The organism is Streptomyces sp. NPDC017529 (assembly GCF_044329785.1).
Classification (GTDB): Bacteria; Actinomycetota; Actinomycetes; order Streptomycetales; family Streptomycetaceae; genus Streptomyces.
In genome coordinates this window covers 11,278-34,739 of sequence record NZ_JBIRJY010000006.1, presented here as the reverse complement: position 1 = coordinate 34,739, position 23,462 = coordinate 11,278, and the positions used below count along the sequence as shown (strand labels likewise).

The window sequence follows — 23,462 nt, the reverse complement described above, 5'->3', positions numbered from 1 at the left end:
GTACTTTTTGCCGGGGTTGGGGTGGGGGGGGTTGGTCGGCCCGGGGGGCCCCCTGGCCGGGGGGTGGGTGGTTGGGGGGGGGGGGGGGGGGGGGTTGGGGGCCCCCCCCCCCCCCCCCCCACCCGCCTCGTGACATCTCATCCGTGCTCGTTGTCAGACCCATCGCGTAGGCTCGAACTGAACTGATCGGACTCGGGCAGGGGGCTTCAGTGCTCATCGACACCTACGGTCGCGTGGCCACCGATCTGCGCGTCTCTCTGACCGACCGGTGCAATCTGCGCTGCACGTACTGCATGCCGGAAGAGGGCCTGCAATGGCTCGCCAAACCGGACCTGCTCACCGACGACGAGATCGTCCGACTCATCCGCATAGCCGTCACCGACCTGGGCATCGAAGAGGTCCGCTTCACGGGCGGGGAGCCGCTGCTGCGCCCCGGCCTCGTCGGCATCGTCGAGCGCGTGGCCGCGCTGGAGAACCGCCCGCAGATGTCGCTGACCACCAACGGCATCGGCCTGGAGCGCACGGCCGCCGCCCTGCGCGACGCCGGCCTGGACCGCGTCAACGTCTCCCTCGACACGCTGCGCCCGGAGGTCTTCCGGGCCATGACCCGCCGCAAGCGCCACGAGGACGTGCTGCGCGGCCTGGAGGCGGCCCGCGCCGCCGGCCTGACCCCGGTCAAGGTCAACAGCGTCCTGATGCCGGGGCTCAACGACGACGAGGCACCCGACCTGCTCGCCTGGGCGGTCGCCAACGACTACGAGCTGCGGTTCATCGAGCAGATGCCACTCGACGCACAGCACGGCTGGAAGCGCGACGGCATGATCACCGCAGGCGACATCCTCGCGTCGCTGCGCACCCGTTTCACGCTGACCCCCGAGGGCCAGGAGGAGCGGGGCTCGGCGCCCGCCGAGCGCTGGACCGTGGACGGCGGCCCGCACCGCGTCGGCGTCATCGCCTCCGTCACCCGCCCGTTCTGCCGCGCCTGCGACCGTACGCGCCTGACCGCCGACGGCCAGGTCCGTACGTGCCTGTTCGCCACCGAGGAGACGGACCTGCGCGCCGCTCTGCGCTCCGACGCCCCGGACGCGGAGATAGCCCGCATCTGGAAGCAGGCGATGTGGGGCAAGAAGGCGGGGTCCGGCCTGGACGACCCGTCGTTCCTCCAGCCCGAGCGCCCGATGTCGGCGATCGGCGGCTGAGCGGGGCAGACGGCCGGACCGGCGGCGGGCGGCCGGGCCGGCGGGCCCGGGACCTCTGCCGCCAGTGGCCCGACCAATGGCGGCGGGGTCAGCCCTCGGCCGGGCGGTCCCCGGCGGCCCGCTCCCACTCCTCCAGCGTCACGACGTCCTTCAAGAACCCGCGCAACCCGAGGAAGTTGGACAGGTGCTCGCGGTGCTCGTCGCAGGCGAGCCAGGTCTTGCGGCGCTCCGGCGAGTGCAGCTTCGGGTTGTTCCAGGCCAGCACCCACACGGCGGCGGCGCGGCAGCCCTTGGCCGAGCAGACCGGCGGGCCGGGGACGGCGTCCGGCGCGCCGCCGGACAGGCCGGGGAAGCCCGGCAGGCCGGGCGACTGCGGGGATGCGGCGCCGCCGGAGGCGTCGGCGGAGTGCGGGGCGTCAGGGGAGTTCACAGCCTCAACCCTACGTCGCCACTGGTCCGGACATGGCGACGCCGGGCAGCCACGGGGGGAGCCGCCCGGCGTCGGTCCGTCGCTCCGACGGGGGATGCGGAGCGCGTACGCAGTATGTCACGCAGGAGTGGGCCCGGTGCACCGGAACCGCATGATTGATCTGAGCTTTTCTTGAGCTTTGCACACCGCGGCCGGCTCAACTCCGTTCGCGGCGCTGCCCGTCCACATCCGGCCCGGCTGCTTCCGGGACGGGTTCCGCCGGGCTGCCGGTGCCCGAGGGGCCCAGCATCGGCCGGGTGGGCGCCGGTATGAAGGTGGACGGAAGTGAACGTACGTTCTCCCGGCCCGCGTTGGCGATGACGACCGCCACGTAGGGCAGCACGATGCCGAGCACCAGGGTGGCGATGGCCACGTGACGCTCGATGTTCCAGAGCACGGCCGTGAGGACGACGGCCACCGTCCGCACCGACATCGAGATCACATAACGGCGCTGCCTGCCGCGCACGTCCTCGGTCAGCCCCTGGCGCGCTCCGGTGATCCGGAAGGCCTGGGCGCCGGTCTGCTTCCGCATCACGTTCCACCACCTGCTTGTCGTGCCGGATTCTCCCCGGTTCCGCACCGTTCCCACGTTACGCCGCGCCTGCGCAGCCTTCGAGACCGGGGCGCGATACGCGGGAGCCGGGTCCTTACCGCAGTGGCGCGTACGGTCCGCTCCGGCGTGCGGCGTAGCCCGAACGGGGCGAAACTGGCTGGGCACGGTCGCGTGCGCGCGCCGCTTTAGGAGGCGACATGACTTGGTTGTGGGCAATCATCGTGGGCCTTGTGCTGGGCCTGATCGCCAAGGCGATCCTCCCGGGCAAGCAGCAGATCCCCCTGTGGCTGACCGTGGTCTTCGGCATGCTCGGCAGCGTGCTGGGCAACTGGCTGGCCACCGGCATCGGGGTGAACGACACCAAGGGCATCGACTGGACGCGGCACCTGCTGCAGCTGGTCGGCGCGGTCGTGGTCGTCGCCGTCGGCGACCGGCTCTGGGCGGCCGTACGCGGCCACGGGAGAGAAACGACCTGACGGGCCCGGACGCGGGACGGCCGGTGCGCACACCGCGCGCACCGGCCGTTCGCGCCTACCGGCCTTCGAGCTGTGCCAGCTTGCGGCCCGCCTTCAGGTAGGCCGCCCCCGGGGCGCCGGCCAGCTTCTCGGCCAGCACCTCGCCCAGCGGCCGGATCGCCTCGGCCTCGGCGAGCACCAGCGCCTGCTGGCCCTCGCCGGTCTCCACGACCAGGCGCAGCGCGTTCTGCTTGGCGAGCCGCCGGGCCGCCGAGGCGCTCGGCGTGAACTCCAGGACCTTCGTCAGCACCGCGGCCACCGTCTCGGCGCCGTGCTCCGCGACGTCCACCACCGGCAGCGTGCCGACGTCGGCGAAGGTCTTCTTCGAGAACTGCGCGACGAACCCGGCGCGCGCGGCCATCGCCGCCTCCAGGCCGTACAGCGCCGTCACGACCTCGCCCGCCAGGATCTTCTTCAGGTCCATCGGGTGCAGGGTCTTGTCCGCGACCCGGCCCAGCGCGGCGGCGACCTCCTCGTCGGTCCACTCCGTCCACGCCTTCAGGTACGGCTCCATCAGCCGGTCCGGGACCGACATGATCTTGCCGAAGACGTCGTCGGCGGGCGCGTTCAGGCCGACGTAGTTGCCCTTGGACTTGGACATCTTGGCGCCGGTGCCGTCCGTGCCCTCGATCAGCGGCATCGTGACGACCAGCTGCGGCTGCTGCCCCCGCAGCTCCATGAGCTTGCGGCCCATCTGGAGGTTGAGCAGCTGGTCGGCGCCGCCCAGCTCCACGTCGCACTCCAGCGCCACCGAGTCCAGGCCCTGCGCGATCGGGTACAGCAGCTCCGTCATCGTCAGGCCGGAGCCCGCGGCGAGGCGGTTCCTGAAGTCCTCGCGCTGGAGCAGCTGGGAGACCGGCACCTGCGAGAGCAGCCCCAGCAGCTCGGGGAAGGTGTACGGGGCCAGCCACTCGCTGTTCTGCCGGAAGCTGACCTTGTCGAAGTCGAAGAACGGCCGGACCTGGTCGCGGTAGCTCGCCAGGTTGGCGGCGATGTCCTCGTCGGTCAGCGGCGGGCGCTCGGCGGTACGGCCCGAGGGGTCGCCGATCTTGGCGGTGAAGTCGCCGATGATCAGCGTCACGTCGTGCCCGAGCCGCTGGAACCGGCTGAGGATGATCAGCGGTACGGCGTGGCCGAGGTGGACGTCGGTCGCCGTCGGGTCGATGCCCAGCTTGATGTGCAGGCCCTTGCCCGCCGCCCGGCGCTCCTCGATCCGCTGCGCGAGCCGGTCAACGCCCGGCAGCACCTCGACGGTGCGGGAGGCGATCAGCTCGGCCTGCTCCTTGGCGGGCAGGTCCGTCAGGTCGAGATAGCGCCGTTCGCCCGTCTCCTTGAGCAGCTCCGCGACGGTGGCGTCGGCGGAGAGGTCTGCGGAGAGCAGCGAGCTGGCGCGGGCGACGGATTCGCCGAGGCGTGTCATGGCGTTCCTGATCGGTCGGTGTTCCCTGACGGGAGGACGAGGGAAGAGTCTATTAGAGCCGGTGACCGGCCCCCGGCGCCCGCTCGCCGGCGACCGGCCCCGGCCGGTGGGGCCGGTACCCGTACCCGGCCCCTAGTAGTGCTTCGTTAGGTTCTGGCTCGGGTCAGGGGGCGGCCGCAGGTGGTGCAGGTGCCGGCCCAGCACCGTAGGAGACCTTGTAGGGCGTCGAGGGCTTGGTAGAGGGTGAGGCCGGTGTGCGGGCTTTTGGGTCCAGGCGCCGGAGGGTGAGGAAGGCCTGGGCGGCGGTGACGAGGGTGACGTGGTGGTGCCAGCCGCGCCAGGTGCGGCCTTCGAAGTGGTCCAGGCCCAGCCCGTGCTTGAGTTCGCGGTAGTCGTGCTCGATGCGCCAGCGCATCTTCGCCCACCGCACCAACTCCTTGGGCGGGGTGCTGGAAGGCAGGTTGGAGATCCAGTAGCCGGTGGGTTCCGGGGCGTCCTCGGGCCATTCGACCAGCAGCGTCCGCGCGGGCAGCACGCCGTCCCAGCGGTTGCGGCCGCCGCCTTGCTCCTGGGCGACGCGGCTGGCCTCCTTGCCCGACGGCCGCACCTGAAGCACGGCGAAGCGTGAGGTCAGCGGGCCCTTACTGCCCTCACGCCAGGCCACCTGGGTGAAGGCCGTCGCCGCATCGCACAGGTCGGGCAGAGGCCGGGCCGGGGTGCGATAACGCGGCAGTGCCGGCGGTCCCAGCCCGCCATAGACCGGCAGATGCGGCTCTGCCTCGGCCGGCCGGGCGACCTCCTTGGGATCGACGGCCACCACATAGGACAGCCCCCTGCTCTCCAGCGCGAAGCGGAAGGAGACGCTGCGACCGTAACCGGCATCGGCCACGATCACCTGCGGGGACAGCTGCCAGCCAAGGAGCTGGTCCAGCAGATCCAGCGCCAGCCGGCTTTTGGGAACATGTCCGATGTCCTCCGGCACCCCCGCCGTCCGGCACCGGGTCCGGTCCGCCGCCCACTCCCGGGGCAGGAACAGGGCCCACTGCAGCGGACAGGAGGCGGTATCGGTGGCCGCATGGATGCTGACCGCGATCTGGCAGTTGGCCTGCTTGCCCAGCGTCCCGCAGTACTGCCGGGCCACCCCCACCGAGGCCTTGCCGCACTTGGGGAAGGCCACATCATCGATCACCCATGCCTCGGGGCGGACCGCCTCCGTCAAGCGGCGGGCGATGCGCCGCCGCACCGGCTCCCACTCCCATGGCGACTGGTTCACGAACTGCTGCAGAGCCTGCATGTTCCCGTCCGGCAGCCGACCCGCCATCGGCTGGATCGACTTGCGCCGCCCGTCCAGCATCAAACCCCGCAGGTAGCACTCGCCCCAGCGACGCTGATCCCGCCGCGGCAGCGAACCGCACACATCGGCAACGAACTCCGCCAACTCACCCCGGAGCCGTTCCACCTCCCCGAGCCTCATACCTGCCAGCATGCTCCTGACCAGGCAAGATCGGCAGAGCTAACGAAGCACTACTAGACCCCCCGACTGACCGAACTCATATTGAAGTCCGGGACCCGCAGGGCGGGCATCGCGGCGCGGGTGAAGTAATCGCTCCACTCACGCGGCAGCGTGCGCTCCGTACGGCCCGCCTCCACCGCCCGCGACAGCAGGTCCACCGGCGACTCGTTGAACCGGAAGTTGTTGACCTCGCCGACGACCTCGCCGTTCTCGACCAGGTAGACGCCGTCCCTGGTCAGCCCGGTGAGCAGCAGCGTCGCCGGATCCACCTCGCGGATGTACCACAGGCACGTCAGCAGCAGCCCCCGCTCGGTGCCCGCCACCATCTCCTCCAGCGACCGGCTGCCGCCGCCGTCCATGATCAGGTTGTCGATGCCCGGCGCCACCGGCAGCCCGGTCAGCCCGGCACTGTGCCGGGTGGCCACCAGCCGCCACAGCTCACCGTCGCGGACCCAGTCGGTCGGCTCCAGGGGCAGCCCGTTGTCGAAGACGGAGGCGTCGTCGCCGGACGCGTGCGCCAGGACGAAGGGCGCGCACTCCAGGCCGGGCGCGCCCGGGTCGCTGCGCAGCGTCAGCGGCAGCTCGGCGAGCTTGCTGCCGACGAGCGTGCCGCCGCCGGGCCGCGAGAAGACCGTACGGCCCTCCACGGCGTCCCTGGCCGTCGCGGACCACTGCTGGTACACGAGCAGGTCGGCGACGGCGGTCGGCGGCAGCAGGGTCTCGTACCGCCCGGCCGGCAGGTCGATCCGCCGCGCCGCCCAGCCGAGCCGGGTCGCCAGCTCCGCTTCCATGGCCAGCGGGTCGGCGTCGGTGAAGTCCCGGGTGGCCAGGCCCGCCCAGGCGGACCGGGTGCGGTCGGGGGACTTGGCGTTCAGCTCCAGCGTCCCGGTGGGCTGGTCGTGGCGCAGCCGCAGCCCCGTGGACGTACCGAGGTAGGACGAGACGACCCCGTGGTACGCGAAGCCGTACAGCTCCCGCCCGCCGACACCGGCCCGCTTGAAGGACTCGCCGAGCGCGGGCGCGAAGGTCTCGAAGACCGCGGAGGAGGTCTCGGCCGGCGCGTCGGTGAAGTGCGGCGACGGCGCGGCCCCGGAAACCAGCGGCCCGGCGTCCTCGGCCGGCCCCGCCTCCCTGGCCGCCGCCTCCGCCTCCCGGACCAGCGGCTCCAGCTCGGCGGCGGTCACCCCGGACCGGGACACCACGCCCGAGGCGGTGCCCTGGGCGCCGTCTACGGTGGCGACCACCGTCAGCGACCGCCCGCGGGTGACGCCGTTGGTGGTCAGCGCGTTGCCCGCCCAGCGCAGGTTGGCGCTGGAGCGCTCGTCGGCGATGACGACACAGCCGTCGGCCCGGGACAGCTCCAGGGCCCGCTCGACGATCTCGTGGGGCGCGTTCGTACCCGTACGGCGGCTCATCGCCCGGCCTCCTGCGTGGTGTTGAGGATGCTGACGTCGGTGAACAGGGCGGCCGGGCACCCGTGCGAGACGGCCGCGATCTGCCCCGGCTGCGCCTTGCCGCAGTTGAAGGCCCCGCCCAGCACATAGGTACCCGGCCCGCCCACCGCGGCCATCGACCCCCAGAAGTCGGTGGTACTCGCCTGATAGGCGACGTCCCGCAACTGCCCCGCCAACTGCCCGTGCTCGATACGGAAGAAGCGCTGGCCGGTGAACTGGAAGTTGTACCGCTGCATGTCGATCGACCACGACCGGTCCCCGACGACGTAGATGCCGTGTTCCACGCCGGAGATCAGGTCTCGGGTGGAGGGGCCCTGGGGGGCGGGGCGGAGGGATACGTTGGCCATGCGCTGTACGGGGACGTGTGCGGGGGAGTCGGCGTAGGCGCAGCCGTTGGAGCGTTCGAAGCCGGTCAGTTTCGCCGTGCGCCGGTCGAGTTGGTAGCCGACCAGGGTGCCGTTCCTGATCAGGTCCCAGGACTGTGCGGCCACGCCCTCGTCGTCGTAGCCGATGGTGGCCAGGCCGTGTTCGGCGGTGCGGTCGCCGGTCACGTTCATCACCTCGGAGCCGTACGCGAGCTTCCCGAGCTGGTCGAAGGTGGCGAAGGAGGTGCCCGCGTACGCCGCCTCGTAGCCCAGGGCCCGGTCCAGTTCGGTGGCGTGCCCGATCGACTCGTGGATGGTCAGCCACAGGTTGGACGGGTCCACGACCAGGTCGTAGCGGCCCGGCTCGACGCTCGGAGCGCGCAGTTTCTCGGCGAGGTGTTCCGGGATCCGGTCCAGTTCGGCGTGCCAGTCGTAGTGGTTGCCGGTCAGGTACTCCCAGCCGCGGCCCACCGGCGGGGCGAGGGTGCGCATCGAGTCGAACTCGCCGGTCGCCGGGTCCACGGCGACCGCTGTCAGCTCCGGGTGCAGCCGTACCCGCTGCTGGGTGGTGCTGGTGCCCGCGGTGTCCGCGTAGAACTTGTTCTCCTGGACGGTCAGCAGCGAGGCGTCCGTGTGGGCCACGCCCGGCGCGGCCAGCAGCCGGGCGCTCCACTCGGCGAGCAGTCCGGCCTTGTCCGCGTCGGGTACGTCGAAGGGGTTGATCTCGTACGAGGAGATCCATGTCCGGTCCGGGTGGGCCGGCTCGTCGGCCAGTTCCACCCGCTCCGCGGAGCCGGCCGCCTGGATCACCTTGGCCGACAGCTTCGCCATCGCCACCGCCTGCCCGGCCACCCGCGCCGCGGCGTCCATCGTCAGGTCGACGCCGGAGGCGAAGCCCCAGGCCCCGCCGTGCACCACGCGCACCGCGTAGCCCGTGTCCGTGGAGTCGGATGTGCCCGCGGTCCTGGCGTCCCGCAGCCGCCAGGAGGCGCCGCGCACCCGCTCGAAGCGGAAGTCCGCGTGGTCGGCGCCCAGCGCGCGGGCCCGCGCCAGTGCGGCGTCGGCGAGCGCGTGCAACGGCAGCGCGAGGAAGGTCTCGTCGATCGAACGAGGTGTGGCAGGCAAGGTGTCCTCCCGTGGTCGGCGCCATGAATCATGCCCTGCCCGGGGCGCCCGGCCCACCCCGCGGGGGCACCGTACGGGGCGCCTTCTGTAGGGACCCGACAGTGACCGGCGCGCGCGCCTGTCCGTGCTCGATTCTCCGTAAGAGGCCGGTGACCGATAGTTTCGTAGCGAACGCAGGTCGGACAGGACACGGAAAGGGTGATCTCTTGAGCCGCTCGGTTCTGGTCACCGGAGGCAACCGCGGCATTGGCCTCGCCATCGCCCGGGCCTTCGCCGAGGCAGGCGACAAGGTCGCCATCACCTACCGCTCGGGGGAGCCGCCCGAGGGATTTTTGGCCGTGAAGTGCGACATCACGGACGCCGAGCAGGTCGAGCGGGCGTACAAGGAGATCGAGGAGAAGCAGGGCGCGGTCGAGGTGCTGGTGGCCAACGCCGGCGTCACCCGCGACCAGCTGCTGATGCGGATGTCCGAGGAGGACTTCGCCTCGGTTCTCGACACCAACCTCACCGGCACCTTCCGGGTGGTCAAGCGCGCCAACCGCGCCATGCTGCGGGCACGCAAGGGCCGCGTCGTGCTGATCTCGTCGGTCGTGGGCCTGCTGGGCTCCGCGGGCCAGGCGAACTACGCCGCCTCCAAGGCGGGCCTGGTGGGCTTCGCCCGCTCCCTCGCCCGTGAGCTGGGCAGCCGCAACATCACCGTCAACGTCGTCGCGCCCGGCTTCGTGGACACCGACATGACCCGCGCGCTCACCGACGAGCAGCGGGAGGGCATCGTGAAGCAGGTGCCGCTGGCGCGCTACGCGCAGCCCGAGGAGATCGCCGCCTCGGTCCGCTTCCTGGCCTCCGACGAGGCCGCGTACATCACCGGAGCCGTCATTCCCGTCGACGGCGGATTGGGCATGGGTCACTGATCAGCATGAGTGGAATCCTCGCAGGCAAGCGCATCCTCGTCACGGGCGTACTGACCGAATCCTCGATCGCCTTCCAGACCGCCAAGGTGGCCCAGAACGAGGGCGCCGAGGTCATCCTGACCGGCTTCGGCCGGCTGTCGCTGGTGGAGCGGATCGCCAAGCGGCTGCCCAAGGAAGCGCCGGTCATCGAGCTGGACGTGACCAACCAGGAGCACCTGGACGGCCTGGCGGACAAGATCCGCGAGCACCAGGGCGACAACGCCGGCATCGACGGCATCGTGCACTCCATCGCCTTCGGCCCGCAGGGCGCCTTCAACTTCCTGGAGGCGACCTGGGAGGACGTGTCCACCGCGGTGCACGTCTCGGCGTACTCGCTGAAGTCGCTGACCATGGCCTGCCTGCCCCTCATGGGCCGCGGTTCCTCGGTCGTCGGCCTCACCTTCGACGCCCAGATCGCCTGGCCGAAGTACGACTGGATGGGCGTGGCCAAGGCCGCCCTGGAGAGCACCAGCCGCTACCTGGCCCGCGACCTGGGCCCGCGGGGCATCCGCAGCAACCTCGTCTCGGCCGGCCCGATCAAGTCGATGGCCGCCAAGTCCATCCCGGGCTTCGAGGAGCTGGCGGACGTGTGGAACAACCGCGCCCCGATCGGCTGGGACCTGGCCGACCCGGAGCCGGCGGGCCGCGGCGTCGTCGCCCTGCTGTCGGACTTCTTCCCGAACACCACCGGCGAGATCGTGCACGTCGACGGCGGCGTGCACATGATGGGTGCCTGACACGCCCCGTAAGCGCCCAGAACGCCGCAACGCTGCCCGTCCCGGTCCGCCGGGGCGGGCAGCGTCGCGTTGTGCGGGGCGCGTGCCTACGGGTACGGCTCAGCCGCCGCTGCGGGCGCCGAGCCGGCAGCCGAAGGGGTGCGCGCCGGCCTCGGTCGCGGCCCGCTCGTGGTCGCCGGCCCGGATCGCCGCCACCAGCCGCGCGTGGTCCACGTGTGCCTCGGGCCGCAGTACGTCGCCCACGTCGGCGCGGAGGAATTCGCGCAGTACGCCGCCGAGGTCGGCGTACAGCTCGGCCAGCACGTCGTTGTGCGAGGCCGCGACGACCGCCATGTGCAGTGTCGCGTCGGCCTCCACGAAGGCGGTCGCCGCGCCGGACTCCCAGGCCCGCTCGCGCCGGTCCAGGGCGGCGTCGAGCTGCCGCAGGTCCTGGTCGGTGCGGCGCCGGGCGGCCAGCCGGGCCGCCGCCGCCTCCAGCGCGCTGCGCAGTTCGGCGATGTGTTCCGGGTCGGCGTCCGCGAAGCGCCGGTTCATCACCCCGGCCAGCTCGCTGGTCGCCGCGACGTAGGTGCCCGAGCCCTGGCGGATGTCGAGCAGGCCGTTGTGGGCCAGCGCGCGGACGGCCTCGCGGACGGTGTTGCGGGCCACGCCGAGCTGTTCGACCAGCTCGGGCTCGGTCGGGATGCGGGAGCCCACCGGCCATTCGCCTGAGGTGATCTGCGACCGCAGCTGCGCGATCACCTGGTCCGCCAGCGCGGAGCGCCGGGGCGAGGTCAGAGGCATGTCAGCGCTCCAGGGGTACGGGGACCGGGGGTCCGGCGGGGGGCACCGCGTGAGGATAGCGAGTGCCGGGGCGCGGGGAACCGGCGGAACCCGGGCACATAAGCATTGGACAGCCATTCATCCCATGATTCTATGATGCTGTCCATGACAGACGACTCCCTCGCGACCCTCGGCCCCGGCAGCGGGGCCCCGGACACCCCGCAGGAGCGGCGCACGGGCGCGGACCCCGGGGCGGCCGCGACGCCGGAACCGGCCCGCGCCCCGGCCGCCCGGCGAGGGCTGCCGTTCCTCGTCCTCGCCGGCCTGGTGCTGGCCGCCCTCAACCTCCGCCCGGCCATCACCAGCCTCGGCCCCCTCATGGCGGAGGTACGGTCCGGGCTCGGCATGAGCGCGACCGTCGCCGGGCTGCTCACGTCCGTACCGGCCCTGTGCTTCGCCGTCTTCGGCACCGCGGCGCCCCGGCTGGCCCGGCGCTTCGGCCCCGGCGCCGTCGTCTGCGCGGGCCTGGCCGTCATCGCCGTGGGCGTCGTCGTGCGCCCCTTCGCCGGCGGCACCCCGGGCTTCCTCGCCGCCACCGCGCTGGCCCTGGCGGGCATCGCGGTCGGCAACGTCCTGCTGCCGGTGGTCATCAAGACCTGGTTCCCCGACCGCGTCGGCCCGCTGACCGGCCTCTACTCGATGTCCCTGGCCCTGGGCACCTCGCTCGCCGCCGCGCTCACCGTCCCCGTCACGGCCGCGCTCGGCGGCAGCTGGCAGGCGGGCCTCGCGGTGTGGGCGGTGGTGGCCGCCGTCGCCGCGCCGACCTGGCTGGTGATCGTGCGCGGCCGGCGGCGTACCCGCGTACAGGGCGCGGAACAGGTGGCGCCGGACGCCGGACCCGCGCCGCGGGACGCCGCACCGGGCCTGCGCGTCACCACGTCGCCCACCGCCTGGGCGCTGGCCGTCTTCTTCGGCCTCCAGGCCACCGCCGCGTACATCACCATGGGCTGGATGCCGCAGATCTTCCGCGACGCCGGGGTCTCGGCGGGCACCGCGGGCGTGCTGCTCGCCGTCACCATGGCGGTGGGCGTACCGCTGTCCTTCGTCCTGCCGCGGGTGGCGGCCCGGATGCGGCACCAGGGCCCCCTGGCCGTGGGCCTCGGCGTGTGCGGGCTGGCCGGATACGCCGGCCTGTGGCTGGCCCCGGCCGCCGGCGCGTGGGCCTGGGCCCTGCTGATGGGCGTCGCCAACTGCTCCTTCCCGCTGGCCCTGACGATGATCGGGATGCGTGCGCGCAGCGCCGACGGCGTCGTACGGCTGTCCGCGTTCGCGCAGAGCACCGGCTACCTGATCTCCATACCCGGACCGCTCCTGGTGGCCGCGCTCTACCAGCACACCGGCGGCTGGGGAGCGCCGATCGCGCTGATGGCCGGGCTGACGGTGCCGCAGATGGCGGTGGGGATGCTCGCGGGCCGGGACCGCCGGGTGGAGGACGAGGCGAGGGTGCGACACTGAACCCATGCCAGTGCTCGAACCCAATCCGCCGGGCGGACAGAAGAAGCTCCTCATCGTGCTGGGCGTGATGCTCGGCGTGACCGCGCTCATCGCCGTCGTCGCGAGCCTCGCCTCTCCCTGACGCGGCCCCGGGGGTGGGGTAATCCCCACCGTCCCCTAGGGGGCCAGGCTCAGGGGGAAGTGGGTGGCGTACCGGGTGGGAACGGCCGCTGTGGGCACGTAGGTTCGCAGTACACCGTGCCGCTGCGGTGGGCGCGGCCGCACCACGCGGCCGCGCCGTCCCACGAACCCCCGGAGGCCCTCAGATGTCCGCCGCGTCCAGCAGGCCGTCCGTCCCCCGTGGCCGGGGTGTGCGCACCGGCCTGCCGTGGTGGGCCCTGGCCCTCGCCGTCGTCTCCTTCGTCACGCTGCTCTGCGTCATGGCGGCGCCGTCCTCGGCGCACGCGGTGAGCCCGTCCCAGAGCCTGGCACCGGTGCTCGAATTCCTCGCGCGGATCGCCGGCATCGCCTCCTGAGGGCCGGTGCCCGGGCCGGGGCGGAGCGCGTTCACCCTGCGGAGGGAGCGCCCCAACACCTCGCGCCCCGCGCCGCGTTTCATGCGAAGCTGGGACACATGAGCGCCGAAACACCTCGCCGGATTGTCCTTCTCCGCCATGCCAAGGCCGACTGGTCGCAGGAGAGCGACCACGAGCGTCCCCTCGCGGAACGCGGCCGCAAGGACGCCCCGGCCGCCGGCCACTGGCTGGCCGGAGCCGGGATCACCCCCGACCTGACCCTGTGCTCGACCGCCGTGCGTACGCGCGAGACCTGGAAGCTCGTCGTGGGCGAGCTGCCGCAGCGCCCCAGGACCGTCTACGACGAGCGGCTGTACGAAGCCTCCCTCGGCGAACTGATCGCCGTGCTGAACGAGACCCCCGACGACGTGCACGACCTGATGCTGGTCGGGCACAACCCCGGCATGCACGGGCTCGCCGACGCGCTGGCGGGCGAGGCGGAAGGCGACCTGCTGTCCCGGATGAACCGCAGCGGCTTTCCCACCTCCGCGATCGCCGTGCTGACCTTCACCGGCTCCTGGAAGGCGGTCGAGCACGGCGTCGGCCGCCTGGTGTCCTTCTGGGCGCCGCACGCCTGAGCCGGTAACCCGGCCGCCGCGAACGGAGGAGGGCTCCGGCGCCTGTGCGCGCCGGAGCCCTCACCCGTATGCGGGTCTCGTTCGTACGGGTCTCAGTCGTCGTGGGTGTCCGCCGCCTCGACCTCTTCGCGGGTGATGCCCAGCAGGTAGAGGACGGTGTCCAGGAACGGCACGTTCACCGCGGTGTGCGCGGCCTGGCGGACCAGCGGCTTGGCGTTGAAGGCGACGCCCAGCCCCGCCGCGTTCAGCATGTCCAGGTCGTTGGCGCCGTCACCGATCGCGACGGTCTGCGCCAGCGGCACCCCGGCCTCGTGCGCGAAGCGGCGCAGCAGCCGGGCCTTGCCCGCCCGGTCCACGATCTCGCCGGTCACCTTGCCGGTGAGCTTCCCGTCGACGATCTCCAGCGTGTTGGCGGACGCGAAGTCGAGCCCCAGCTCCTCCTGGAGCGCGTCGGTTACCTGGGTGAACCCGCCCGACACGACGCCGACTTGGTACCCGAGGTGCTTGAGGGTGCGCACCAGCGTCCGCGCGCCGGGCGTGAGCCGTACCTCCTTGCGCACCATGTCCACGACGGACGCGTCGAGCCCCGCCAGGAGCGCGACGCGGGCGTGCAGCGACTGCTCGAAGTCCAGCTCGCCGCGCATCGCCGCGGCCGTGACCTCGGCGACCTCCGGCTCGCAGCCCGCGTGCGCCGCGAACAGCTCGATGACCTCGTCCTGGATGAGGGTGGAGTCGACGTCCATGACGACGAGGCGCTGGGCGCGGCGCTGGAGGCCCGCGGCGACCACCGCGACGTCCACGCCGAGCGCGGCCGCCTCTATGGCCAGCGTGGTGCGCAGGGTGTCCGTGGCGGCGCCGGAGACGGCGAACTCCACGGCGGTGACCGGGTACTTGGCCAGTCGGAAGATCCGGTCGATGTTGGCGCCGGTGCCGGTGATCGCGGCGGCGATGGCGGCGGTGGACTCCGCGGTGAGCGGGTGGCCGAGCACGGTGACGTGCGAGCGGCCGAGGCCGCGCGGCAGGTTGTCGCCGGTGCCGGAGATGATCTCGGCCTGGAGGTTGAGCGACTCGGCCCAGCTGTGCACGGTGGCGCGCAGGTCGCCCTCGGTGGCGCCGGACGCGCCGCCGGCCGGGGCGGGGGAGGTGACCAGGGCGCACAGGACGATGCGGCCGCGGGTCACCACCTGCTCGATGTCGACGACGTCGACGGAGTAGGCGGCGAGGGTGTCGAAGAGTCCGGCGGTGATGCCGGGCCGGTCCTTTCCGAAGATCTTGACGAGAAGGGTCGGTACGTCATCGCCCGGTACGGCGGTGGCAGGCGGGGTCTGCGATGCGCTCATGGTGCTCTTACGGTAACCAACCCGCGCCGGCTCCCGTACAGGTGTCCGTGGTACGGACGCTTCCCCCGTGCGGGCGCGGGCTCTCAGCGCCCTCCGCCCGGGCGCCCGGGCGGCGGTGGCTCGTCGGGCGGCTCGTCCCACCGCCGACGCGGCCTGCCGCGCGGCTCCGGAGGCGCCGCCGGCCGCGGGGGAGGGGACGGCGGCCGCAGGCCGCGTTCGGTCGGCGCGGAATCCAGGGGCGGCTGCTCCGGTGGCGGGCGCAGGTACGGGTTCGTGCCGGCGTTCGGGGGCCGGTAGGAGGGGGCGGGGCGGTACGGTCCCGGCCCGTAGGCGGCGCCGGGGTAGTCGCGGGGCTCCTGCCGGCCGTACCCCGGGGCGCCGCTCTGCGCGGCAGGGTCCCGGCCGTACCCGTATCCCCCCGTATCCGGCGGCGCCGGTGCCGCGCGCTCCGGCAGCCGTACCGCCCGCCGCCCCGCCGCCCCGGTCGCGCAGGCCGACAGCGCCCCCACGAGCCCCGCCGCGGCGCCCCAAGCGGCCCCCAGCGCGAACGCCGGGGCGATGCTGCCGCGCAGTTCCAGGCCGGCCCCGAAGGCGTCGATTCCGAAGACCGACAGGCTCGCGTTCGCCGAGACGCCCGTCAGGTGCACCAGCAGCGGCAGCGTAAGCGCGGACAGCGCCCCCAGCCCTACCGCGCAGCGCAGCGCGAACGGCAGCGTCCGGGCGCCGCCGCGCGGTGTGCGGACCGCCGTGAACACGCCCGCCAGCAGCATCGTCAGCACGGCGGCGACCGGCAACAGCCAGACCCGCCCATCCAGCTCGGCCAGCCGCCCGATCGTCAGCGGCGCGTCGTCACGCCCGTCCAGCAGCCGGTCCAACGGGTCGGGCAGGAACCGGGTGAGGACGCCGGACGCGCTGCCGTACCAGGGGACGAAGAGGCCCAGCGGAATCGCGAGCCATACGCCGTTCGGGGCGGCGAGCAGCGCCGCGCCCAGCACCCGGCGCGGATGGTCGTCACCGATGGCCGCGTACCCGGCCGCCGCCAGCCCGGCGGCCACCGCGATCAGCGACACGGTGACCAGCGCCGAAGCCGCGGGACGTACGACCCGGTGCAGGGTGTCCAGCGCGCGGGGCAGCGGCGCCCGCCGGGCCGCCAGCAGCGTGACGGCGAGGACGCCGAGCACCCACAGCGCGCCGCCCACCAGAGAGGCGCCGGTGTTCACCGCGAACCCGACGGACGCCTCGGCGCCCGCGAGGTCGGCGAGCCGGTCCGCCAGCCCCCCGGAGCCGCCGTCGCCGAGCCCGAGGCCCTCCCGGAGCTCGTCGAGCAGACCGCCGTCACCGCTCCCGCCGGAGCCCCCGTCGTCCGTGAGCCCGCCCAGCCCGGCCAGCGTCTTGCCGTCGATCGTTACGGAGTCGTGTCCGGCCCAGGCCAGGAAGGCCAGCAGCGCGACGAAGAGCACCGCCGATGTCCCGGCCCTGGCGGCCAGTTCGCCGCCGCGTACGGTCGCGCCGACCCGCCGCAGCGAGCGCGCGAACACCCACCCCAGCACCAGGGCGCCCACCAGACTCACGCCCAACGGCGCGAAGTCAACGGCGGATCCGGCCGCCTGCCCCGACAGCCCGAAGGCGCTCACGTCGCCCGACGGCGTCACCGAGCCGCCGACGGCCAGCACCACCGCCGCGGCCGTCATCGGGCCGAGCGAGGCCGCCGCGTCGGCGCCCAGCAGGTGCAGCCCCAGCGCCGCCACCCCGGCCATCGCCAGGAAAGCCCAGCTGACCGCTGCGACGGCGGACAGGACGACGTCGCCCCAGCGGATCCGTGCGGTGTCCCCGGCGGTCATCGACAGCCCCCGATCCGTCCGAGTCGCCCCAAACGCGCCCGATCCCATGATCCGTGCGCATCCATGGGTGCTTACCACTGTCCGTTGGTGTTTCGCCGTCGTCAACGGAAGGGGGTCCAGACCTAGCCAGGCCCGGTTTTTTGGCTCCGGGCAGCGCGCCTGAAATAGTTCCTCACGATGTTCGCCATCCCTAGACTTCCCATACAGGGCGTCACTCGGGGGACTATGTAATGGGGCATGGAGTGCCTGAACTCGTACTCGAATTGAACGGACGGACCTGGACGCTCGACCCGTCCCGGTCCTACAGCCTGGGCCGTGATCCGCAGGGGGACATGGTGCTGGACGACGCCAGGGTCTCCTGGCGCCACGCCACCGTGCGCTGGGGCGGACGCAGTTGGGTCATCGAAGACCAGGGCAGCACCAACGGCACGTACGTCCAGGGGCAGCGGATCCACCAGCTGGAGATCGGCCCCGGCTCGGCGGTGCACCTCGGCAACGCCACGGACGGTCCCCGGCTGACCCTGTCGGGCAGCGCCGCGCCCGCCGCCGGCGTCCACAGCGCGCAGACCGCGATGGCTCCGCCGCAGCACCAGGCCCCGCAGCACCAGGGCGGCCCCGGCTGGGCCGCGCCGCCGCAGGCCCAGCAGCCGCCGTTCCACCAGGCGCCCGCCCACCACCAGGCCCCGGCCCACCAGGTTCCGCAGCAGGGCTGGAACCAGCCGCCCCAGGCCCCGTACGCCCCGCAACAGCCGCCCCAGGGCCGGCCCCCCGTGGCGCAGCAGCCTCCCGTGGCCCAGCAGTCCCCCGCCGACCGGGAGCGCGCCACCGCCCCGCCGGTCTACGGCGACCGCAGCCCGACCACCTTCCACCGCCTCGACCTCGGCCGCGTCATGCGCATCGGCCGCGCGCTGGAGAACGAACTGGTCGTCTCCGACCTCCAGGTCTCCCGGCACCACGCCGAGTTCCGGGCCACGCCCGACGGCCGCTTCGAGATACACGACCTCGGCAGCCACAACGGCACGTACATCAACGGCCAGCCGGTCCCGAAGTCCGGCAAGGCGCCGGTCGGCCCGAACGACATCATCGGCGTCGGCCACTCCACCTTCCGGCTGGTCGGCGACCGGCTGGAGGAGTTCGTCGACACCGGCGAGGTCTCCTTCTCGGCCCGCCACCTGACCGTCACCGTCGACGGCGGCAAGCAGATCCTCAAGGACGTCTCCTTCGGCGTCCCGGAGAAGTCGCTGGTCGCGGTCATCGGCCCGTCCGGCTCCGGCAAGTCCACCCTGCTCAAGGCGCTGACCGGCTACCGGCCCGCCGACCAGGGCGACGTGCTCTACGACAACCGCAACCTCTACAAGCAGTTCGCCGAGCTGCGCCAGCGCATCGGCCTGGTCCCGCAGGACGACATCCTCCACAAGGAGCTGACCGTCCAGAAAGCCCTGAAGTACGCGGCCAAGCTGCGCTTCCCCGGCGACACCGCCGAGGCCGAGCGCAAGGCCCGGATCGACGAGGTGCTGCGCGAGCTCAAGCTGGACGTCCACAAGGACAAGAAGGTCACCTCCCTGTCCGGCGGCCAGCGCAAGCGCGTCTCGGTCGCCCTGGAGCTGCTGACCAAGCCGTCCCTGATCTTCCTGGACGAGCCGACCTCCGGCCTGGACCCGGGCATGGACCGCGACGTCATGCAGCTGCTGCGCGGCCTCGCCGACGACGGCCGTACGGTCCTGGTGGTCACCCACTCCGTCGCCGAGCTGGCACTGTGCGACAAGCTGCTGGTGATGGCGCCGGGCGGCGGCGTGGCCTACTTCGGCCCGCCGGAGGAGGCGCTGAACTTCTTCCAGTACGACTCCTGGGCGGACGTCTTCTCCGCCTTCGAGAACTACCGCGACTACGACTGGATGGGCCGCTGGCGCGGCTCCCCGCACTACCAGATGTACGCCGCGGACATCGACGCCGTCGCCCCGCAGTCGGTCTCCGTCCAGGCACCCCCGGTCCGGATGCAGAAGTCGCAGAGCTGGGGCTCGCAGCTGTGGACCCTGATGCGGCGCTACGTCTCCGTGCTCGCCTCCGACCGCGGCTTCCTCGGCCTGATGCTGATCCTGCCGGCGGTGCTCGGCGTGGTCTCCATCCTCATCCCCAGCCAGCACGGCCTGGCGTACGGGCCCAAGGGCCCCAACCGCGACGCCAGCACGATCATGCTGATCCTCGCGGTCGGCATGTGCTTCTCGGGCGCCGCCAACTCGGTCCGTGAGCTGATCAAGGAGCGGGTCATCTACGAGCGGGAACGGGCCACCGGCCTGTCCCGGTCCGCGTACCTGATGTCCAAGGTGATCGTGCTCGGCGTGGTCACCGCCGTCCAGGGCGTGATCATCGCGGCGATCGGCTTCACCCCGCGCAAGATGCCCACCGAGGGCGTGCTGTTCAAGGACCTGCCGGCGGTCGAGATGGCGCTCGCCGTCATCGCGCTCGGCTTCACCTCGATGATGTTCGGCCTGATCATCTCGGCGCTGGTCAAGACCGCCGAGAAGACCATGCCGCTGCTGGTCATGTTCGCCATCGTCCAGGTCGTCTTCACCGGCGTGCTCTTCCAGCTGTTCGACACCGTCGGCGTCGCCCAGGTGGCCTGGCTGATGCCGTCGCGCTGGGCGGTGGCCGCGATGGGCGCGACCGCCGACATGAACACGCTGCTGCCATGGGAGGCGGGCAACCCCGACCCGCTGTGGAAGCACGAGGCGAGCGTCTACGGGATGGACCTGGTCATCCTCCTCGCGCTCGGCGTGGCCCTCGCCTTCGTCGTGGCCCGGCTGCTGCGCCGCCACGAGCCCGAGGTCATGCGCAAGTAACGCGCGGCACGACGACAACCGCCGAGGGGCGGCACCCGCAGCGGGTGCCGCCCCTCGGCGGTTGTGCGTCCGGCTCAGTACGCGGAGTTCACGTTGTCCATGGAGCCGTAGGTCGCGGCCGCGTAGTTGCAGGCGGCGACGATGTTGGCGACCGGGTCGAAGATGTCCCAGGAGGTGCCCTCGACGTGGTACGCCTGGAAGGTCGGGTCGATCACCTGGAGCAGGCCCTTGGACGGGGTGCCCTGCTGCGCGTTGGAGTCGTAGCCGTTGACGGCCTGCGGGTTGCCGGTCGACTCGCGCATGATGTTGCGGTAGAGGCCGTCGTACGAGCCCGGGATGCCGTGCTTCTGCATGATGTCCAGCGACTCGCGGATCCAGCCGTCCAGGTCGTTGCTGTACGTCTTGGGGGCGGGCGCGGCGGCGCGGTCGGCGGACCGGCTGGCGGCCTCCTGGTCCTTGCGCTCCTGCTCGGCCTTGGCCTTGGCGTCGGCCTCCTCCTTGGCCTTGGCCTCGTCCGCGGCCTTCTTCTTGGCGTCGGCGGCGTCCTTCTCGGCCTGCTGGGCGGAGGCGTCCGCCTGCTTGGTGATGCTGTCCTGCTGGGCCTTGGCGGCGTCGTCGACGGCGCTGAAGGCGACCGGCTTGACGTTCTGGGCGGCCTTGTCGTGGCCCTGCTCGGCGCCGGCCGAACCCGGGACGACGGCGAAGACCAGGGCAGCGGCACCGGCTGCGGCGACGCCGGCGGCCGAGAGCTTGTGCGTCCGGTTCAGGCGGGCGTAGCCGGGGATGGCGTGCTTGGGCATGCGGAGTCAGACCTCTTCCAATGGGGAGCGCCGCTGTGGCCGGGAAGGCGGTGTACGCCGAGATCTGTCCACGGCGCCGAGCGACGGGAGTCATTGTTAGCGGCCGGAAATTCGCCGAGCAAAGAGCCGATATACGATCGTGGATAGTGGAACCCGGCGCGCGGATATCGCGTCAGCCACGGGTTCGCCCCGTCGTCATCCCGGGGTACGCCCCAGGTCTACCCCGTATCGGCCAAAGGTCGTACGGGCCGTGCAAGGCCACTAGGGGTGTTCGTAAGTGACCTGGGTCCTATGTGCGGCGTCACACCGGGCAACGGGTTTAGTTGCCCGGCGTGATTGCACTCGCACACTGTGTCAGTGAATTAGATCTCCACCATGACCTGGTCCAGGGACTTACGAACCAGATCCGGTACCCGGCAGTCCTCGGCCGGATATCCCACCGGAATCACCGCGAACGCCTTCTCGTTCGCGGGCCGCCCCAGCACCTCCTGGAGGAAGCGCATCGGGCTCGGCGTGTGCACCAGCGCGGCCAGACCCGACAGGTGCAGCGCGGACAGCAGCATGCCGACCGCGATGCCCACCGACTCGTCCACGTAGTAATGCTTGTGCCTGGCCCCGTCCTCGCCCAGCCAGTACCGCTGCTGGAAGACCACGATCAGATGGGGCGCGTCGGTCAGGTGCGGCTTGACCTCGTCCGTGCCCAGCGGGCGCAGCGCCGCCAGCCACTCCTCGCCGAGCCGCCCCCCGTAGGAGATCCGCTCCTCTTCCTCCGCCGCCTCCCGGATGCGGCGCCGCGTCTGCTCGTCCTTGACCAGGACGAACGTCCAGGGCTGCTGGTGCGCGCCGGAGGGCGCGGTGGCCGCGCAGGCGATGGCGTCCTTCACCACCTGCTCCGGTACCGGGTCGGCGGAGAACTGCCGTACGGTCCGCCGCCGGTCCATCCGCTCGCGCAGCTCGGCGGCGCGGGTCAGCGACTCGCCGGCGGGCAGCCGCTCCGGGCGGTACGGCACCGACCGGTAGGGAGCGCCGTGGGTCGGTGTCCAGTTCCTCGTTGGTGTCGACATGCTCCGAGTCTGGAGCTCAGGACGGCAGGACGAGGTGGAGATCCCCGAACTCGTGCCACAGGTAGCGGTGCCGCACGGCCTCCGCGTACGCCCGGCACAGCACGTCCCCGAAGGCCACGCCGCCCGCGGCCGCCCGCCCGACCGCCTCCAGCATCAGCAGGTGCGACGCCTGCGGCTCGTGCAGCCCGGTCAGCAACCCGTCCACCGCCCGCACCCCGCGCTCCGGGGTGACCACCAGCTCCGTCCACCCGGACGCCGCCCGGATCCGCCCGTCCGCGCCGGCCGCCGTCTCCAGCGCCCGCACGGCCGTCGTCCCCACCGCCACGACCCTTCCGCCACCTGCCCGCGCCGCGTTGACCTGCCACGCCGTGGACGGCGGCACCTCGAAGCGCTCCGGGTACGGCGGCTCGTACGCCTCCGCCGACGCCACGCCCGTATGCAGCACCACCGGCGCGATCTGCACGCCCCTGCTCACCAGCCGGGCCACCAGGGAAGGGGTGAAGGGCCGCGCCGCACTCGGCATCTCCGCGCTGCCGCCGCCGTCGGGCGAGCCCACCCCGAACACCGTCTGATATGCGGCCAGCGGCTGGTCCCGGTCCGTGTAGCCGTACCGGATCGGCCGTCCGTACCGGCGCAGCACGTCCAGCACCGGCGCCCCGGCCACCCGCGCCCACCACAGCCGTACGCCCCCGGGGTCCACCGGCGCCCGCAGCTCCAGCCGCGCCCCGCCCGGCAGCCGCACCACCGTCCCGGCCGGACCGCCCGCCCGCTGCCGGGTGCTGCCGCAGCCGTCCGGCGTCCGCAGCTCCACCGCCCAGTCCCCGGCCGCCGCCTCCGGCCGCGGATACCGCTCGTCCGCCCGCGTCGAGAAGTGCACCACCACCGGCTCGCCCCGGCCGCGCCCGTCCCCGGTCCGGCCGTCGAGCGCCGCCGGGAGCGTGCGCGAGGTGTTCACCACCAGCACGTCCCCGGCCGACAGCAGCCGAGGCAGCTCACGGAACGCGTGGTGCGCCGGCTCCGCCGTGCCCCGGCTGACCAGGAGCCGCACCCCGTCCCGGCCCCGGCCCGGCGCGCGCTGCTCGGCCGGCTCCCGGGCCGACAACTCCGGCGGTACCCGCAGCACCCCGGCGGTCACCGCGCACCGTCCAGGAGGCCGGGCGCCCCGTACCGCCCGCTGGCCGCACCGGCGTCCAGCAGCCGCAGCAGCGCGGGCACGACGGTCTCGGGCAGCGGGCGCCCGGAGCCGTCGTCGGCGGGCACGGCCGCCGCGTACAGGTCCGTCCGCATGTCGCCCGGGTCCACCCACCACACCCGCAGCCCCGGCTCTTCGACCGCCAGCACCGCCGAGAGCTGGTCGAGCGCCGCCTTCGCCGCCCCGTATCCGCCCCAGGTCTCGTACGCCTCGGCCGCCGCGTCCGAACTGATGTTGAGCACGGCGCCCCCGAGCGCCGCCGTCCCGTAGAGAGAGGAGGCCCGCAGCAGCGGCAGCGCCTCCTGAACGAGCCCCAGCGGCGCCACCACATTGACCTCCAGCGCCGCCCGCAGCCCGTCGAGCGCGTGCTCCTCCAGCCGCACCAGCGGCTCGGCACCCAGCACGCTCGCGTTGTTCACCAGCAGATCCAGCCCGCCCAGCTCCCGGGCGGCGGCCACCAGCCCTGCCCGGTGCCCGGCGTCCGTCACGTCACCGGGCAGCGCCACCACCCGCGCGCCCGCCCGGCGCAGCCCGCGCGCCGCGTCCTCCAGCGGCCCGGCCGACCTGGCGTCCACCACCAGGTCCCAGCCGCGCCCGGCCAGCGCCGCGCCCAGCGCGCGCCCCAGGCCCTTCGATGCCCCCGTGATGACCGCCACCGGCATGAGCCCGTACCGCC

The 23,462-nt window shown here is 72.8% G+C and carries 22 protein-coding genes; 9 read left to right on the top strand and 13 right to left on the bottom strand.

The features are described from left to right. The first annotated feature begins 209 nt into the window (after positions 1-209). Positions 210-1,199, top strand: coding sequence for a GTP 3',8-cyclase MoaA (moaA, locus tag ACH4K4_RS17150; RefSeq protein WP_398168084.1), 990 nt, complete (start codon positions 210-212; stop codon positions 1,197-1,199). Between the two features lie 88 nt (positions 1,200-1,287). Here moaA and ACH4K4_RS17145 read toward each other — a convergent pair whose 3' ends face one another. Both ACH4K4_RS17145 and ACH4K4_RS17140 read right to left on the bottom strand, forming a co-directional pair. Beyond that, entirely contained in the window at positions 1,288-1,560 is a 273-nt protein-coding gene (locus tag ACH4K4_RS17145) for a hypothetical protein (RefSeq protein WP_398168683.1), read from the bottom strand. Between the two features lie 265 nt (positions 1,561-1,825). After that, positions 1,826-2,200 carry a DUF3099 domain-containing protein gene (locus tag ACH4K4_RS17140; protein WP_398168083.1) on the bottom strand — a complete coding sequence of 125 codons (375 nt, stop codon included), beginning with the start codon at positions 2,198-2,200 and terminating at the stop codon, positions 1,826-1,828. Positions 2,201-2,418: 218 nt separating this feature from the next. Here ACH4K4_RS17140 and ACH4K4_RS17135 point away from each other — a divergent pair, with 218 nt between their 5' ends. Beyond that, positions 2,419-2,697, top strand: coding sequence for a GlsB/YeaQ/YmgE family stress response membrane protein (locus ACH4K4_RS17135; RefSeq protein ID WP_365848081.1), 279 nt, complete (start codon positions 2,419-2,421; stop codon positions 2,695-2,697). Between the two features lie 55 nt (positions 2,698-2,752). On the opposite strand, the gene tyrS is transcribed toward ACH4K4_RS17135, so the two are convergent. The 4 genes from tyrS to ACH4K4_RS17115 all read right to left on the bottom strand — a co-directional run bounded on the left by tyrS (position 2,753) and on the right by ACH4K4_RS17115 (position 8,613). Further along, positions 2,753-4,156, bottom strand: coding sequence for a tyrosine--tRNA ligase (gene tyrS / locus ACH4K4_RS17130; protein WP_398168082.1), 1,404 nt, complete (start codon positions 4,154-4,156; stop codon positions 2,753-2,755). Between the two features lie 163 nt (positions 4,157-4,319). After that, positions 4,320-5,630: an IS701 family transposase gene (locus ACH4K4_RS17125; RefSeq protein ID WP_398168081.1), complete on the bottom strand. Its 1,311-nt coding sequence runs from the start codon at positions 5,628-5,630 to the stop codon at positions 4,320-4,322. Positions 5,631-5,683: 53 nt separating this feature from the next. Further along, a complete protein-coding gene (locus ACH4K4_RS17120) occupies positions 5,684-7,084 on the bottom strand; it encodes a metallopeptidase TldD-related protein (RefSeq protein WP_398168080.1) in 1,401 nt (466 codons plus the stop codon). Next, positions 7,081-8,613 (bottom strand): TldD/PmbA family protein, encoded by a 1,533-nt coding sequence (locus ACH4K4_RS17115; protein ID WP_398168078.1) that lies wholly within the window; start codon positions 8,611-8,613, stop codon positions 7,081-7,083. The genes ACH4K4_RS17120 and ACH4K4_RS17115 overlap by 4 nt, the downstream gene beginning before the upstream one ends. A 206-nt stretch (positions 8,614-8,819) precedes the next feature. Between ACH4K4_RS17115 and fabG the strand changes: the two genes are divergently transcribed. Together fabG and fabI are read left to right on the top strand one after the other, a co-directional pair. Then, the gene (gene fabG / locus ACH4K4_RS17110) at positions 8,820-9,524 is read left to right on the top strand and encodes a 3-oxoacyl-[acyl-carrier-protein] reductase (protein WP_398168077.1); all 705 of its coding nucleotides are present in this window, start codon (positions 8,820-8,822) and stop codon (positions 9,522-9,524) included. A 5-nt stretch (positions 9,525-9,529) separates the two neighbouring features. Next, positions 9,530-10,300: an enoyl-ACP reductase FabI gene (fabI, locus tag ACH4K4_RS17105; protein ID WP_398168075.1), complete on the top strand. Its 771-nt coding sequence runs from the start codon at positions 9,530-9,532 to the stop codon at positions 10,298-10,300. Between the two features lie 99 nt (positions 10,301-10,399). On the opposite strand, the gene ACH4K4_RS17100 is transcribed toward fabI, so the two are convergent. After that, positions 10,400-11,083, bottom strand: coding sequence for a FadR/GntR family transcriptional regulator (locus ACH4K4_RS17100; RefSeq protein ID WP_398168074.1), 684 nt, complete (start codon positions 11,081-11,083; stop codon positions 10,400-10,402). A 144-nt stretch (positions 11,084-11,227) separates the two neighbouring features. On the opposite strand from ACH4K4_RS17100, the gene ACH4K4_RS17095 reads away from it, so the two are divergent. From ACH4K4_RS17095 to ACH4K4_RS17080, 4 genes are all read left to right on the top strand, one after another. Further along, complete coding sequence (locus ACH4K4_RS17095) at positions 11,228-12,577, top strand: CynX/NimT family MFS transporter (RefSeq protein WP_398168072.1); 1,350 nt, start codon at positions 11,228-11,230, stop codon at positions 12,575-12,577. Positions 12,578-12,581: 4 nt separating this feature from the next. Beyond that, complete coding sequence (locus tag ACH4K4_RS17090) at positions 12,582-12,698, top strand: SGM_5486 family transporter-associated protein (RefSeq protein WP_398168071.1); 117 nt, start codon at positions 12,582-12,584, stop codon at positions 12,696-12,698. Between the two features lie 184 nt (positions 12,699-12,882). After that, the gene (locus ACH4K4_RS17085) at positions 12,883-13,092 is read left to right on the top strand and encodes a hypothetical protein (RefSeq protein WP_398168069.1); all 210 of its coding nucleotides are present in this window, start codon (positions 12,883-12,885) and stop codon (positions 13,090-13,092) included. A 98-nt stretch (positions 13,093-13,190) separates the two neighbouring features. Then, complete coding sequence (locus tag ACH4K4_RS17080) at positions 13,191-13,709, top strand: SixA phosphatase family protein (protein WP_398168068.1); 519 nt, start codon at positions 13,191-13,193, stop codon at positions 13,707-13,709. A gap of 92 nt (positions 13,710-13,801) precedes the next feature. Here the strand turns inward: ACH4K4_RS17080 and serB are convergent, their stop codons facing one another. Then, complete coding sequence (gene serB, locus ACH4K4_RS17075; RefSeq protein WP_398168067.1) at positions 13,802-15,049, bottom strand: phosphoserine phosphatase SerB; 1,248 nt, start codon at positions 15,047-15,049, stop codon at positions 13,802-13,804. A gap of 83 nt (positions 15,050-15,132) precedes the next feature. Then, positions 15,133-16,890, bottom strand: a complete 1,758-nt coding sequence (locus tag ACH4K4_RS17070; protein ID WP_398168066.1) for a streptophobe family protein — start codon at positions 16,888-16,890, stop codon at positions 15,133-15,135. A gap of 230 nt (positions 16,891-17,120) precedes the next feature. Between ACH4K4_RS17070 and ACH4K4_RS17065 the strand changes: the two genes are divergently transcribed. Beyond that, positions 17,121-19,730 carry an FHA domain-containing protein gene (locus tag ACH4K4_RS17065; RefSeq protein WP_398168065.1) on the top strand — a complete coding sequence of 870 codons (2,610 nt, stop codon included), beginning with the start codon at positions 17,121-17,123 and terminating at the stop codon, positions 19,728-19,730. Positions 19,731-19,804: 74 nt separating this feature from the next. Here ACH4K4_RS17065 and ACH4K4_RS17060 read toward each other — a convergent pair whose 3' ends face one another. The 4 genes from ACH4K4_RS17060 to ACH4K4_RS17045 all read right to left on the bottom strand — a co-directional run bounded on the left by ACH4K4_RS17060 (position 19,805) and on the right by ACH4K4_RS17045 (position 23,448). Continuing rightward, positions 19,805-20,530, bottom strand: a complete 726-nt coding sequence (locus ACH4K4_RS17060; RefSeq protein WP_398168064.1) for a transglycosylase SLT domain-containing protein — start codon at positions 20,528-20,530, stop codon at positions 19,805-19,807. A gap of 362 nt (positions 20,531-20,892) precedes the next feature. Then, positions 20,893-21,594, bottom strand: a complete 702-nt coding sequence (locus ACH4K4_RS17055) for a nitroreductase family protein (RefSeq protein ID WP_398168062.1) — start codon at positions 21,592-21,594, stop codon at positions 20,893-20,895. Positions 21,595-21,610: 16 nt separating this feature from the next. Then, positions 21,611-22,729, bottom strand: coding sequence for an S-adenosylmethionine:tRNA ribosyltransferase-isomerase (locus ACH4K4_RS17050; protein ID WP_398168061.1), 1,119 nt, complete (start codon positions 22,727-22,729; stop codon positions 21,611-21,613). Next, the gene (locus tag ACH4K4_RS17045; RefSeq protein WP_398168060.1) at positions 22,726-23,448 is read right to left on the bottom strand and encodes an SDR family NAD(P)-dependent oxidoreductase; all 723 of its coding nucleotides are present in this window, start codon (positions 23,446-23,448) and stop codon (positions 22,726-22,728) included. Before ACH4K4_RS17045 ends, ACH4K4_RS17050 begins: the two co-directional genes overlap by 4 nt. Positions 23,449-23,462 lie beyond the last annotated feature (14 nt).

Coding starts and splice junctions, on each gene's coding strand:
- ACH4K4_RS17135 (WP_365848081.1), top strand. CDS start 2,419: ATGACTTGGTTGTGGGCAATCATCGTGGGCCTTGTGCTGGGCCTGATC.
- ACH4K4_RS17100 (WP_398168074.1), bottom strand. CDS start 11,083: ATGCCTCTGACCTCGCCCCGGCGCTCCGCGCTGGCGGACCAGGTGATC.
- fabI (WP_398168075.1), top strand. CDS start 9,530: ATGAGTGGAATCCTCGCAGGCAAGCGCATCCTCGTCACGGGCGTACTG.
- ACH4K4_RS17045 (WP_398168060.1), bottom strand. CDS start 23,448: ATGCCGGTGGCGGTCATCACGGGGGCATCGAAGGGCCTGGGGCGCGCG.
- ACH4K4_RS17055 (WP_398168062.1), bottom strand. CDS start 21,594: ATGTCGACACCAACGAGGAACTGGACACCGACCCACGGCGCTCCCTAC.
- ACH4K4_RS17140 (WP_398168083.1), bottom strand. CDS start 2,200: ATGCGGAAGCAGACCGGCGCCCAGGCCTTCCGGATCACCGGAGCGCGC.
- ACH4K4_RS17125 (WP_398168081.1), bottom strand. CDS start 5,630: ATGAGGCTCGGGGAGGTGGAACGGCTCCGGGGTGAGTTGGCGGAGTTC.
- ACH4K4_RS17085 (WP_398168069.1), top strand. CDS start 12,883: ATGTCCGCCGCGTCCAGCAGGCCGTCCGTCCCCCGTGGCCGGGGTGTG.
- ACH4K4_RS17070 (WP_398168066.1), bottom strand. CDS start 16,890: ATGACCGCCGGGGACACCGCACGGATCCGCTGGGGCGACGTCGTCCTG.
- ACH4K4_RS17090 (WP_398168071.1), top strand. CDS start 12,582: ATGCCAGTGCTCGAACCCAATCCGCCGGGCGGACAGAAGAAGCTCCTC.
- ACH4K4_RS17060 (WP_398168064.1), bottom strand. CDS start 20,530: ATGCCCAAGCACGCCATCCCCGGCTACGCCCGCCTGAACCGGACGCAC.
- ACH4K4_RS17095 (WP_398168072.1), top strand. CDS start 11,228: ATGACAGACGACTCCCTCGCGACCCTCGGCCCCGGCAGCGGGGCCCCG.
- tyrS (WP_398168082.1), bottom strand. CDS start 4,156: ATGACACGCCTCGGCGAATCCGTCGCCCGCGCCAGCTCGCTGCTCTCC.
- serB (WP_398168067.1), bottom strand. CDS start 15,049: ATGAGCGCATCGCAGACCCCGCCTGCCACCGCCGTACCGGGCGATGAC.
- ACH4K4_RS17120 (WP_398168080.1), bottom strand. CDS start 7,084: ATGAGCCGCCGTACGGGTACGAACGCGCCCCACGAGATCGTCGAGCGG.
- ACH4K4_RS17065 (WP_398168065.1), top strand. CDS start 17,121: ATGGGGCATGGAGTGCCTGAACTCGTACTCGAATTGAACGGACGGACC.
- ACH4K4_RS17080 (WP_398168068.1), top strand. CDS start 13,191: ATGAGCGCCGAAACACCTCGCCGGATTGTCCTTCTCCGCCATGCCAAG.